Source organism: Pseudomonas fluorescens (assembly GCF_001623525.1).
GTDB lineage: Bacteria > Pseudomonadota > Gammaproteobacteria > Pseudomonadales > Pseudomonadaceae > Aquipseudomonas > Aquipseudomonas fluorescens_Q.
The window spans coordinates 2,883,296-2,896,638 of the sequence record NZ_CP015225.1; the positions used below are offsets into that span (position 1 = coordinate 2,883,296).

At 60.8% G+C, this 13,343-nt stretch carries 9 protein-coding genes; 4 read left to right on the forward strand and 5 right to left on the reverse strand.

Translation table 11 applies throughout. The features are described 5' to 3' along the window. Window positions 1–380: 380 nt before the first annotated feature. The 3 genes from TK06_RS12290 to TK06_RS12300 all read left to right on the forward strand — a co-directional run bounded on the left by TK06_RS12290 (window position 381) and on the right by TK06_RS12300 (window position 7,700). Window positions 381–1,007, forward strand: coding sequence for a response regulator transcription factor (locus TK06_RS12290; protein WP_003199430.1), 627 nt, complete (start codon window positions 381–383; stop codon window positions 1,005–1,007). A 10-nt stretch (window positions 1,008–1,017) separates the two neighbouring features. Next, complete coding sequence (locus tag TK06_RS12295) at window positions 1,018–4,638, forward strand: transporter substrate-binding domain-containing protein (RefSeq protein ID WP_063322304.1); 3,621 nt, start codon at window positions 1,018–1,020, stop codon at window positions 4,636–4,638. A 113-nt stretch (window positions 4,639–4,751) separates the two neighbouring features. Then, window positions 4,752–7,700, forward strand: a complete 2,949-nt coding sequence (locus tag TK06_RS12300; RefSeq protein WP_063322305.1) for an HD domain-containing phosphohydrolase — start codon at window positions 4,752–4,754, stop codon at window positions 7,698–7,700. Here TK06_RS12300 and TK06_RS12305 read toward each other — a convergent pair whose 3' ends face one another. Both TK06_RS12305 and TK06_RS12310 read right to left on the reverse strand, forming a co-directional pair. Next, entirely contained in the window at window positions 7,701–8,183 is a 483-nt protein-coding gene (locus tag TK06_RS12305) for a GAF domain-containing protein (RefSeq protein ID WP_014337288.1), read from the reverse strand. Beyond that, window positions 8,180–9,070 carry an ATP-binding protein gene (locus TK06_RS12310; RefSeq protein ID WP_003199422.1) on the reverse strand — a complete coding sequence of 297 codons (891 nt, stop codon included), beginning with the start codon at window positions 9,068–9,070 and terminating at the stop codon, window positions 8,180–8,182. The genes TK06_RS12305 and TK06_RS12310 overlap by 4 nt, the downstream gene beginning before the upstream one ends. A gap of 163 nt (window positions 9,071–9,233) precedes the next feature. On the opposite strand from TK06_RS12310, the gene TK06_RS12315 reads away from it, so the two are divergent. Beyond that, window positions 9,234–11,555, forward strand: a complete 2,322-nt coding sequence (locus TK06_RS12315; protein ID WP_063322306.1) for a hybrid sensor histidine kinase/response regulator — start codon at window positions 9,234–9,236, stop codon at window positions 11,553–11,555. Here the strand turns inward: TK06_RS12315 and TK06_RS12320 are convergent. The 3 genes from TK06_RS12320 to msrB form a co-directional block, all read right to left on the reverse strand. Then, complete coding sequence (locus TK06_RS12320; protein ID WP_063322307.1) at window positions 11,539–12,000, reverse strand: MarR family winged helix-turn-helix transcriptional regulator; 462 nt, start codon at window positions 11,998–12,000, stop codon at window positions 11,539–11,541. The genes TK06_RS12315 and TK06_RS12320 overlap by 17 nt on opposite strands. Next, window positions 11,997–12,482, reverse strand: coding sequence for a glutathione peroxidase (locus TK06_RS12325; protein WP_063322308.1), 486 nt, complete (start codon window positions 12,480–12,482; stop codon window positions 11,997–11,999). The genes TK06_RS12320 and TK06_RS12325 overlap by 4 nt, the downstream gene beginning before the upstream one ends. 255 nt (window positions 12,483–12,737) lie before the next feature. Continuing rightward, window positions 12,738–13,130: a peptide-methionine (R)-S-oxide reductase MsrB gene (gene msrB / locus TK06_RS12330; RefSeq protein ID WP_063322309.1), complete on the reverse strand. Its 393-nt coding sequence runs from the start codon at window positions 13,128–13,130 to the stop codon at window positions 12,738–12,740. Window positions 13,131–13,343 lie beyond the last annotated feature (213 nt).

A 13,343-nucleotide genomic window follows, 5' to 3' on the forward strand; every position in this document is an offset into this window, starting at 1 on the left:
TTTGCAGCACCTCGAAAAAATGTGGGAGCGAGCTTGCTCGCTCCCACAGGGGATTGGCGGTGAATGTGAATTCTGTAGCGCTGTGCCACAGGGAGTTTGAAGTAGATAAATAATGTATGGCTTACACACACCTCGATTAAAAATCGCTTCCTTTGTTTGCACAACCAACACAATCAAAGAAATATCCCTTCACACACTGCCAACTCCTCCCATCTCTTTTTGCCATCCACCTACTAAAAAACCGATTACATCGTAATATCTTGCCTCTTTTTTTGTAGGAAACTTCTGAAATTGAAGTTGCATGCCCGTCTCTTCGTACGGCCCTGGTTGTAAGTGGGCTAAGGTGCGCGCTTTATTCAAGTTCGCAGGGTAATTTATTCATGAACTCCGTTTTCATTGTCGACGACCATCCGGTCATCCGCCTCGCTGTTCGCATGCTTCTGGAGCATGAGGGCTATAAGGTCGTGGGAGAAACTGACAACGGCGTCGATGCGATGCAAATGGTGCGCGAATGCATGCCAGACTTGGTTATCCTGGACATCAGCATTCCCAAACTCGACGGGCTGGAAATCCTCTCGCGCTTCAACGCCATGACCACTCCGCTCAAGACGCTGGTGCTCACGGCCCAGTCGCCGACGCTCTTCGGCATTCGATGCATGCAGTCCGGTGCCTCTGGTTACGTTTGTAAACAGGAAGACCTCAGCGAACTTGTCAGCGCAATCAAAGCAGTATTGTCCGGCTATAACTACTTTCCCAGCCAGGCGCTGAATCCGGTACGCCCGGATGACCCACGCAGTATCGAGCTGGACCTTTTCAAAAGTGTCAATGATCGGGAACTGATGGTGCTGCAACTATTTGCCCAGGGGCGTACCAACAAGGAAATAGCCAAAGGAATGTTTCTAAGCAATAAGACCGTCAGTACTTATAAGAAACGGCTGATGCAGAAGCTCAAGGTCAAGTCGTTGGTCGATCTGATTGAAATGGCGAAGCGCAACGCGCTGGTGTGAGAAAAACAGGATGCTCAGACGCATAACCGAATGTCTCCTGCTGATCAGCGCAGCGTTTTATACAGGAATGCTCACGGCGGCAGCGAATGCGCCCGAGCAATATACCCTGCTGGGCCGCTCGTCCATGGCCCATACCGAGGTCAAGCTGGATGATGTTCACCGCGCCTGGCTACAGGATCGGCAAGCGCTGGTCCTGGGAACTTCCGCCCCGGATTACCCGCCCTTCGATCTTTCCACCAGCGGACGCGACTACGAAGGCCTGACGGCTGATTACGCCGACATCATCGCCAAGGCCATCGACCTGCCCATAACAGTCCTGCGCTTCGGTTCCCGCGAGGCGGCCATGGCCGCACTCAAGGACGGGCAAATCGACATGCTTGGCACCGCCAACGGTTTCGAGGCGCGCAACCCCGACATTGTGCTGTCGACGCCGTACGCAGTGGACCAACCCGTTCTCGTCACCCGAACGAATGAAAGCCGATCCCTGACTGACGATCTCGAGGGGTTGCGGCTGAGCATGGTTTATCACTACCTGCCGCTACGGGAAATTGAAAAACTCTACCCCAAGGCACTCATTACCACCTACCCGTCCTACCAGAACGCCATCAATGCCGTCGCCTTCGGTCAGGCCGATGTATTTCTCGGCGATACCCTTTCCACCCACTACATGATCAACAAGGGCTACTTGAGCAATATCCGCATGGCCAGCTTCGGCAAACACGAATCCCATGGGTTCGGTTTCGCCGTACGGCGTAGCGACACCCGCTTGCTGGAAGTCATCAACGCTACGCTGAGCCAGGTTTCCATTGCCGAGCAAGCCGCCATCTCCAAGCGCTGGAGTGCAGGCAGCGACCTGTATCTCACGGACCACAGGATACAACTGACCGACCGTGAGCAACGCTGGCTGGCGGGGCATCCGGTGGTCCGGGTGGTGGTGAACGAAACCTCCGCGCCCTTCACCTTCTTCGATGCGGATGGAGACTTTCGCGGCATCAGTGCCGACCTGCTGGAACTGATCCGGCTGCGCACCGGCCTGCGCCTGGACATCCAGCGCCGCCAGAACGACAGCGAAATGATTGCTGCGGTCCTCAACGATCAAGCCGACATGATCGCCGCACTTTTGCCCAGCAGTGAACGACAACTCCAGTTGAAGTTCAGCCGCCCCTACGTCGATAGCTCGTTCGTCCTGCTGACCCGCAAACAGTCCGACACGCCCACGACACTCGATCAGTTAGGCCACGCCAGCCTGGCAATCGCCAAAGGCAATCCGGTCATCGGATGGCTACGCAGCCAGTACCCGAACCTTCAAATCATCGAAACGGACGGCCCCTTGCGCGCCGTGGAAATGCTCGCCCATGGCCAGGTCGACGGCAGCGTGAACTCGCAGGTGATGGCCAACTACTTCATCTCCTCCTATGCGTGGCGCGACAGGTTGCAAATCAGCAGCACGGTGGGCACCCAACAAGCCATGTTCGCGCTGGCCACGGCAAAAAACGCCACAGAGTTGAACGCCATCCTCGACAAGGCCCTGACCAGCATCGACCCTGACGAACTGGGCGTCATCAACAACCGCTGGCGCGGTTACGTCTCGCCTTCGGAACACACCTGGCGCACCTACAACCGCCTGTTCCTCCAGGTCGTCGTGGGCGTTGGCCTGTTGTTACTGTTTTCCCTGGCGTGGAACGCCTACATGCAGCGCCAGATCAGGCAACGCCAACGGGCGGAACTGGCCCTCAATGATCAACTCGAATTCATGCATTCACTGCTCAACGGCACCCCCCATCCCATCTACGTGAGGGATCGCAACGGCATCCTGCAAAGCTGCAACGACAGCTACCTGCAAACGTTCGACGTCAAACGCGAAGACGTCATCGGCAAGAGCCTGATGCCAGGATCCATGAGCAACGCCTTCGAAGCGCAGGAGTACCAGGCGGACTACCAACGCGTCATGGCCGAAGGCACCGCCCTGATCGTCGACCGGCCCCTGCACATCGGGGACCGGCAACTGACGATCTATCACTGGATCCTCCCCTACCGAAACTCCGCCGCCGAAGTGCAAGGCATCATCGGCGGCTGGATCGACATCAGTGAGCGGCGCCAGCTGTTCGAGGAGCTGCGCGCGTCCAAGCAACGGGCCGATGACGCGAACCGCGCCAAAAGCACGTTCCTGGCAACCATGAGCCATGAAATCCGCACCCCCATGAACGCGGTGATCGGCATGCTTGAGCTGGCCCTGAAACAGGCCGACAAGGGCCGTGTAGACCGTTCGACCATCGAAGTCGCGTACGAGTCGGCCTCCGGCATGCTCGAACTGATAGGCGATATTCTGGACATCGCCCGTATCGAATCCGGTCATCTGAGCCTGGCCCCCGAACGCGTCAATCTCAGGGCCTTGCTGCAATCGGTCATTCGGGTATTCGAGGGCGTGGCCCGGCAGAAAAACCTGGCGTTGTCCCTGCAGTTCGACGCCGCCAAGGGCAGCCCTGACGTGTTGATGGACCCGTTGCGGTTCAAACAGGTGCTGTCGAACCTGATCAGCAATGCCCTCAAATTTACCGAGCAGGGCCAGGTAGTGATCAAGGTCCGGCTGTCTCCAACCGACCGGGACGACGTCCTGCAAATGCACCTGGAGGTCAACGACAGCGGCATCGGTATTGCTCCGGCGGACCTGCAACGTTTGTTCGAGCCGTTTGCCCAGGTCGATAACACCAGCCGGATGGCCCGCAACGGTGCGGGGCTGGGGCTGGTGATCAGTCGTAACCTGTGCCGGATGATGGGCGGCAGCCTGCACATGAACAGCCAACCCGGCACCGGCACCCAGGTCCAGGTCTGCCTGCAGCTGACCGTCCTGGCGACGGCGCCGGTTCGCCCCCCACCTGAACCGGTCATCGAAACGGCCCAGGCCCCCCTGAACGTCCTGATCGTGGACGATCATCCCGCCAACCGCCTGCTGATGTCGCAGCAATTGGAATACCTGGGCCATCACTACCAGGTCGCCCATGATGGTGCCCACGGGCTTGAGGTCTGGCAAGAGAACCACTTCGATCTGGTCATCGCCGATTGCAACATGCCCATCATGAGCGGCTACGAACTGGCCCGGTCGATTCGTCGCGATGAATCCGAGCAGCAACGACCGCCCTGCACCCTACTGGGGTTCACTGCCAATGCCCAACCGGAGGAAAAACAACGCTGCCAGGACGCTGGGATGGACGACTGCCTGTTCAAGCCAATCAGCCTGAGCGCCTTGAGCCAATGGATCAAGGCAGTCAAACCCGTCAGTTGCCCGGCAGCTTTCAGCATACAAAGCCTGCAGGCGTTGACCGGCGGCGACCCGTCGTCCAACCGACGGCTGCTGGCCGAATTGCTCAGCAGCAGCCGCTCGGACCGCCAGGAGTTGCTCGACATCGCCCACAGCGCAAACCGGTCAGCACTGGCCGAAATAGCGCACAAGATAAAAGGCGTCGCCCGCATCGTCCAGGCGACCTCACTGATCCAGCGGTGCGAGGCGCTGGAACACGCTTGTCACCAGGCGCAAGCGCCCAGGCGAATCAGCGATTGCATCGACGCCCTCGACCGAGCCATGAGCGAACTGGAGCGGGCCCTCGAAACGGAGATCGCCAAGGCAAAATAATCCAGCGTTTACTATGCTATTCGCTCAGCAGTGCGTACCTGGGGGTTCTCGATCGGTTTCCCTGCACGCGGGAACACCATCGAGAACGCCCCCTGACACTTGGAGTGACTGCAATGCCCAGCGCACCGCGTCCGGAAAAACGCCGGTTCCCCCTGCACGTTCACATCAGCGTGATGTTTACCCTGCTTCTGTTGCTGACCGGGGTGGTGCTGGGGATTTTCAATTACCGGCAAACCACGCAAATCATCCTGTCCAGCAGTGAGAAACTGTTCAACCGTATTGAACAGGATGTGCGCCTGGATCTGTACGACACCTACGAACCCATCCGCCACCTGTTGAGGCTGTTGGCCGACTACCCGGCGACGCGCACTCCCCAGATGGCGCAACGCCTGGCCCTGCTCGTGCCCTTCAGCCAGGCACTGCGGGACAACCCGAACCTGGCATCGTTGTACCTGGGCGATCATCAGGGCAACTTCATGATGGTCCGGCCATTGCGCACCGTGGCCCTGAAAGTCGCCCTGCAGGCACCGGCCGAGGCGGTCTACCAAGTCTGGACCGTGGAGCGGGCAACCGAGCAAGGCCCGGTTCACTCCCAGTCGCTGTTCTACGACGAGACGCTGACGCTCATCGGGCGCCGGGACATTGTCGACGAAACCTACGACCCCCGCAGCCGCGGCTGGTTTCGCAGCGCCGCCGGCAGCACCGAGCAGATCACCACCGAGCCCTACGTTTTTTTCTCCACCCATAACGTCGGCACCACCCTCGCCCTGCGCAGTGGTGAGCAGGCTGTCATCGGCGCCGACCTGACCCTGGCGGCCCTGTCCCAGACCCTGGCCAAACACAAGGTGACCACCGGCACCGAAGTCGTCCTGCTCGATCCCAAGGGCAACGCAGTGGGTTATCCCGACAACAGCCGGCTGCTCGCCGATGCCCAGTCGGCACGCCTGATCAAGGCCCGAGACCTCAGCCCGGCCATCGCCGCTGCGCTCGACGACCACACCGATGCCACGCGCCTGGAAGCGGACGGACGCCAGTGGATCGTTTCTCGCAGCCACATGCAGGAAGGCGGGCCCCAGGGCCTGGAACTGGCGCTGCTGGTCCCTGAAGATGAGCTGCTGGACAATGCCTATCGCATGCGCTGGCAAGGCGCGCTCATCACCCTCGCCACGCTGCTGCTGTGCCTGCCCCTGGGTTGGCTGACGTCCAGGATCCTGGTCAAGCCTTTGCGCGAACTGGTGCAGGAAGCCGATGCCATTCGCAGCTTTGACTTCAACTACCCGGTGTCCCGTCGCTCCCCGGTGCTGGAAGTCGATCAGTTGAGCGTGTCGATGGCGCGCATGAAAGAGACCCTGGCGAGTTTCTTTGAAATCACCGCCAGCCTGCGCGCCGAAACCCGCTTCGCCCCGTTGCTGGAACGGGTGTTGTTTGAAACCGTAAAAATCGGCCAGGCCCAGGCAGGCCTGATCTACTTGCGCGAGAACGACGACAACCGGGTCAAGCCGTATGGGCTGGTCATCAATGGAACCCCCAGGGACCTCGAGGCCTTCAAGTTACGCAGTCATGAGCTCCAGGCTGGCGACAGCCCGCAATGGCTCCAGCAACTGGCCACCTCGGACAACCTCGTGGCCTCCCTGGGCTTCGAACAGGCGGCCGATCTGCAGAGCGTCCTGCGGGAGCTGGACTCGCCGCGCGTCCATCTGATCGGTATTCGCCTTCGCAATCGGCACCAGGAAACCGTCGGCGTCCTGGTACTGCTGATCACCGACAGCGGCACCGAAGCCGACCTGGAAAAACTGCAGCCCGACCGCATCGCCTTCCTGCAGGCCGTGTCCGGTGCCGCCGCCGTGAGCATCGAGGGCCAGCGCCTGCAAGCCAGGCAAAAGCAGTTGCTGGACGCCTTCATCCAATTGCTGGCCGGCGCGATCGATGCCAAGAGTCCCTACACGGGCGGCCATTGCCAGCGGGTGCCGGTCCTGACCCTGATGCTCGCCCAGGCGGCCGCTGCCAGCCAGGTACCGGCATTCGAAACCTATCGGCCCACCGAGGACGAATGGGAAGCCCTGCACATCGCCGCCTGGCTGCACGATTGCGGCAAGGTCACCACCCCCGAATATGTGGTCGACAAGGCCACCAAGCTGGAAACCCTGAACGACCGGATCCACGAGATACGCACCCGCTTCGAGGTGCTCAAGCGCGACGCCTGGGTCGATTATTGGCAGGCCGTGGCAAGCGGCGGCGAGCCGTCATCCCTGGCGCAACAGCGCGACGCGACATTGACGGCACTGGATGACGACTTTGCTTTCGTCGCCCGCTGCAACCTGGGCTCCGAAGCCATGGCCGAAGCCGATCTGCAGCGCCTGCGACACATCGCGCAACGCCCGTGGACCCGGACCCTCGATGATCGCCTGGGGGTTTCCTGGGAAGAAAACCGGCGCCAGGCCCGCACGCCCAAGCCGACACTACCGGTCACTGAGCCACTGTTGGCAGACAAGCCCGAGCACCTGCTCGAACACCACGAAGCCGAACTGATCCCGGCGGAAAATCCGTGGGGCTTCCAGCTCGACGTACCGGCCTGGAAATACAACCGCGGCGAGCTCTACAACCTGAGCATCACGCGAGGCACGCTAACCCGCGAGGAGCGCTACGTCATCAACCATCACATGGTGCAGACGATCCTGATGCTCAGCCAGTTGCCCTTTCCCAGTCACTTGGACAACGTGGCGGAGATCGCTGGCGGTCATCACGAGAAGATGGACGGCAGTGGTTATCCCAAACGTCTCAAACGCGAAGAGATGAGCCTGCCGGCGCGCATGATGGCCATTGCCGACATTTTCGAAGCGCTGACGGCAGCCGACCGCCCCTACAAGAAAGCGAAGAAACTGAGCGAGGCCCTGGGCATCATGGCCACCATGTGCCGTGACGCCCATATCGATCCCGAGCTGTTCGGGTTGTTCATCGATGAAAAGATCTACCTGAGCTACGCCAACCAGTTCCTCGACCCGCACCAGATCGATGAAATCGATCCCCACGGCCTGCTGGTCAAGGCAGGGTTGAAGGTATGATCAGCAATCCGTCAGGCGCAGGAATATCGCGGCCAACTGCTCGATGCCGGCTTGATCATGCTCGGTAAAACGCGCCAGTTTCGGGCTGTCCAGGTCGAGCACGCCGATCAGGCGCCCGTCCTTGACCAACGGCACCACCAGTTCGCTGTTCGACGCGCTGTCGCAGGCGATGTGCCCGGCGAAGGCATGGACGTCTTCGACGCGCTGGGTCTGCCGGGTCGCGGCCGCCGTACCGCACACGCCACGGCCAAAGGGGATCCGCACGCAGGCGATCTGGCCCTGGAACGGTCCCAGGACCAGCTCTTCGTTGCGATTGAGGTAAAAACCGGCCCAGTTCAGGTCGTCCAGCTGACTGGACAGGAAAGCCGAGAACTGCGCGGCGTTGGCGATGAAGTCACGCTCATCGGCCAGCAAGGATTCCAGCTGTGCCGATAACAACGCGTAGCCGTCAAGGCCGACTCCGGTGCCCTTCAAATCGATCATGCCTTGTGCTCCAACAATTTCAGGCCTACCCAATAACGGGCAAACTGATAGGCGCAACGTCCGTTGCGATTGCCGCGACCGGTTGCCCAGCGCACCGCCAGTACATCCAGCGCTTCGTCGCGCTGCCAGGCCAGCCCGGCCTTGGCTGCCAATTCGCCGATCCAGTGCTCCACCACGTTAAGGAAATGCTCCTGGGTAAACGGATAAAACGACAGCCACAGGCCAAAGCGGTCGGACAAGGCGATCTTGTCCTCTACCGCTTCGCTGGGATGAAGTTCGCCGTCGACCCGTTTCCAGTTCTCGTTGTCGCTTTCCTTCTCCGGCACCAGGTGACGACGGTTGGAAGTGGCATACAGCAACACGTTGTCCGGCGCCTGCTCCAGGGAACCATCCAACACGCTCTTGAGCACGCGGTAATCGCCTTCACCGGATTCGAACGACAAGTCATCGCAGAACAACACGAAGCGCTGGGGCAGTTTCGCAACCTGCTCCACCACCCGAGGCAGATCGGCCAGGTGGTCGCGTTCGATCTCGATCAAGCGCAGGCCATGCGGGGCATGTTCAGCCAACAGGGCGCGTACCAGGGACGACTTGCCGGTGCCACGCGAGCCCCAGAGCAAGGCATGGTTGGCAGGCATGCCATCGATGAACTGCCGGGTGTTGCGGCCCAGTTGTTCGACCTGGCGGTCTACGCCGATCAGGTCCGACAGGCGCATGTCGAGGCTGACCTGCAGCGGCAGCAGGTAGCCGCTACGGCCGTCACGCTGCCAGCGGGCGGCCAGGGTCTGGGTCCAATCGATGGTGGGCCGGGGCGCCGGCAGCAAAGGCTCGATCCGGGCCAGCACGGCATCGGCACGCTCAAGAAAAGCATTCAATCGCGAGTCCACGTCTTCTCCTCGGACAGGTTCACAGTAATGATGGCGCTCGAGCTACGAAACGTCGTATCCAATGGCGGGTCTACTTCACACAATACACACCGGCTGCACCGGTACTCAGAGATGATCAGCTATGCTTGACCGGCGAAGGGAAACGTAAGTGGTTCATCACTCAATGGACATCAGATTCACCCAACGGCTTTCCTACAAGCAGGCCCGCCTGACCGTCCTGGTGGGCTTCGTGTTGGGCACCTTGCTCAGTCTGATGCAGATCGGCATCGATTATGCCAGCGAAGACGCGTCGATCAACCGTGAAATCCTCTCGCTGCTGGAAATCAGCCACAACCCGGCCTCGCGTATCGCCTACAACATCGACGCCGAGCTCGCCCAGGAGCTGTCCATGGGCCTGTTGCGCTCACCGGCCATCATTGGGGCCGAGCTGATCGACAACAACAATACCGTGCTCGCCAGCGTCAAGCGGCCCGAGCTGCAAAGCAGCTACCGGTTCATCAGCGACTTTCTGTTCGGCGCCCAGCGTCAGTTCGAGGATCGGCTCTACCTGGATCATTTGCCCAACGAATCCCTGGGCATGCTGCGACTGGACGTCGACACCTATGCGTTCGGCAGTCGTTTCCTGCGCCGTGCCGAGGTCACCTTGCTCAACGGCTTCGCCCGCAGCCTGATCCTGACTGGCCTGCTGCTGGCACTGTTCTACGTGATGCTGACCAAGCCCCTGGTGCGGGTCATCCGCGAACTGAGCAGCCGCGACCCGAGCAGCAACGAACAGAACCGCCTGGAATGCCCTGCCGGCCACCAGTCCGATGAAATCGGCGTACTGGTTTCCGTCGCCAACCAGCAGTTCGAAAATATCTCCACCGAAATCCAGCAGCGGCGCACGGCCGAAAATCGCCTTACCGAATACCTCGCGCAACTGGAGAACATCGTCTCGGCACGCACCGCCGAACTCAAGGCCAGCAACGCCCGCCTCAGCCAGTCCAACGAGGAACTGGAAGTGGCCCGGCGCACGGCCCTGGACATGGCCGAGGCCCGTTCTGCGTTCCTCGCCAACATGAGCCACGAGATCCGCACACCGCTCAACGGCCTGCTGGGAATGATCGCCCTGTCCCTGGACGGCCCCCTGACGGCCGAACAACAGCAACAGCTATCGATTGCCCATGACTCGGGCAAGGTATTGGTCGAACTGCTCAACGATATCCTCGACCTGTCGAAATTCGACGCCGGTCAACTGGAACTCGAACGCATCCCGTTCGACCTCGGCTCCCTGGTGGAGGATACCGCCAACCTGCTTTCTCAGAACGCGGCCCCGAGTGTCGAACTGGCCTGCCTGATCAAACCGCAGTTCCCGGCGCAGGTACTCGGCGATCCGACCCGGGTGCGTCAGATCGTCAGCAACCTGCTGTCCAATGCCCTGAAATTCACGCGCTTCGGCCGGGTCGACGTGAAGTTGAGTCATTACGAAGGCGGCGTGCGCATCGAGGTCTGCGACACGGGCATCGGTATCCCCCAGGAAGCCCAGGCGAGAATCCTGCAACCGTTCACCCAGGCCGGCGCCGGGATTACCCGCCAGTTCGGTGGCACCGGGCTGGGCCTGGCACTGACCTACAACCTCTGTGAAGCCATGCAGGGCCGGTTGACCATCAGTTCCGAAGCTGGCTTCGGCAGTCAGTTCTGTGCCGACCTGCCCCTGCCTTGCCATCTCCCGGCAACGCCGGTCGAACCGTTGCGCGGCAACGTCGTCGCCATCACCGCCAGCAGCAGCGGCCTGGCCGAGTTGCTGGGCATGCTGTTGCCGGGGTGGGGCCTGGATTATGTGCAGCGCTCCATCGACGACGGGTTGCTGGGGCTCAAGCCTGACATGCTGATCACCGACTGCCCGGAATGCCTGTTCAACCTGCGGCCAACCTTTGACGCACCGATCCTGCTGGTGACCGCCTATGGCAGCTTCATGCCCAGCGAAGAAGCCGCCGCCCTCGCCCCGCTGATACAACAGGCTCGGCCGCTGGCGCGCCTTGCGCTGTACCAGATTCTGCGGCGCGCCATGCAAAGCGAGGCGACCGTCATCGATGACGCACAGATCGAAACCCTGGCGCCGTCCAGGCGTGGACGGGTGCTGCTGGTGGAGGACAACCCGGTCAACCAACTGGTGGCCAAGGGGATGTTGGTAAAACTGGGCTGCGAAGTCACCGTCGCAGCCCACGGCGCCGAAGCCCTGAGTCAACTGGAACAGCGGGTGTTCGACCTGGTGTTGATGGACTGCAACATGCCGGTAATGGATGGCTACGAAGCCAGTCGACAGATCCGCCAAAGCGGGCGCTGGTCGGACCTGCCGATTGTCGCCCTGACGGCCAACGCAATGCCCGAGGAACGTGAGCGCTGCCGTGCGGCCGGCATGAACGATTACCTGTCCAAGCCGTTCCGCCGCGAAGAACTGGCGGCAGTGCTGGACCAGTGGGTGCCGACTACGTCAGCGCTTTGATCTGGCCCAACAGGTGATCGAGACCGTCTCGCAATGTTGCGAGGCGGTCCAGGTCGATACCGCTGTCGCACAACAGGCGGGCCTTGAGCGGGCCGACCTGTTCACGCAAGGCTCGTCCGGCAATCGTCAGGCTCAAGTGCACCTCCCGCTCGTCCCGGGCCGAACGCTGGCGCTGGACCAGGTCCAGCTGCTCCAGGCGCTTGAGCAGCGGCGTCAGCGTCCCGGAATCCAGTAGCAAACGCTCACCCAGCGCCTTGACCGTCGGCTGTGCCGGGGCCGTGTCCTGCCATTCCCAGAGCACCAGCATCGCCAGGTATTGCGGATAGGTCAGGCCGAGTTGATCGAGCATTGGCTTGTAGCCACGGATCACTGCACGCGAAGCAGCGTACAGCTTGAAGCACAACTGGCTGTCGAGCTTCAGGGAATCGACTGACAGGTCATTCATTTGAGCAGCGCTTCGATCTCACTGGTCAGGTCCTGGGGCTTGGTGGTCGGGGCAAAACGCTTGACCACTTGGCCGTCCCTGCCGATCAGGAACTTGGTGAAATTCCACTTGATGCCTTTGGACCCCAGCACCCCGGGCGCCCGCTGTTTAAGCTGGACGAACAGGGGATGGGCGTTGGCGCCGTTGACCTCGATTTTCTTGAACAGCGGAAAACTCACACCGAAGTTCAACTCGCAGAACTCGGTAATCGCCCCCTCGTCGCCCGGCTCCTGCTTGCCAAACTGATTGCAGGGAAAGCCCAACACCACCAGGCCCTGGTCCTTGTAGGTCTGCCACAACGCCTCAAGCCCCTTGTATTGCGGAGTGAACCCGCACTGGCTGGCCGTGTTGACCACCAGCACAGCCTTGCCGGCGAAATCGGCGAGGGTCTTTTGCTCCCCCTTGATGGTGGTGCACGGGATGCTCAGCAGATTGTCGCTCATGGCAAGGCTCCAAAACGAATAGGACAGGCGGTGAAGATAGCGAGCGATTCAATTGTGTGCAATTTAATTATCCGAACCCATGGTCTGTGGAGCCCACAGGCTCTTGTGGCGAGGGAGCTTGCTCCCGCTCGGCGGCGCAGCCGTCGTAAACCCGGCTGGTGCGATTTTCCTGCAAGACCGCGTCATCCCCTATTGGGGCGGCTGCGCCGCCCAGCGGGAGCAAGCTCCCTCGCCACAGGGGATTGTGAGCAATCCCTAACGGGGTACGAGATCCAGGCACACCGAGTTGATGCAGTACCGCAAACCCGTGGGCGGCGGGCCGTCGGGGAAGACGTGGCCCAGGTGGGCATCGCATTTGGCGCAGACCACCTCGGTGCGAATCATGCCGTGGCTGACGTCCCGCACCTCCACCACCGCGCTGCCTTCGATCGGCGCGTAGAAACTTGGCCAGCCACAGCCCGAATCGAATTTGGTCTGCGAATCGAACAACGGCTCGTTGCAGCAGATGCAGTGGTACACGCCGTCGGTCTTGGTGGCGTTGTATTTACCGGAGAATGGCCGTTCGGTGCCCTTCAGCCGACAGACGTTGTACTGCTCCGGGTCGAGCATGGAGCGCCATTCTTCAAGGGTTTTTTCCAACTTTTCCATCGTCCTACCTCGGCAATTGAAAAAGCCCGATCCGACGCTTTTCCGCAGATCGGGCGGCACGTATGATTGCGCCTCGTCAGACGCCAGTCTGGCAGTCACGTCATGCGCATTCAAACGGATTGTGACGCCTATACCGCGTCAGGCCTGGGCACAGACGCAGGATTCCCAGTACGGTGGTTCATACGCCGCCTGGATCGTTCATTTTCGGGAACA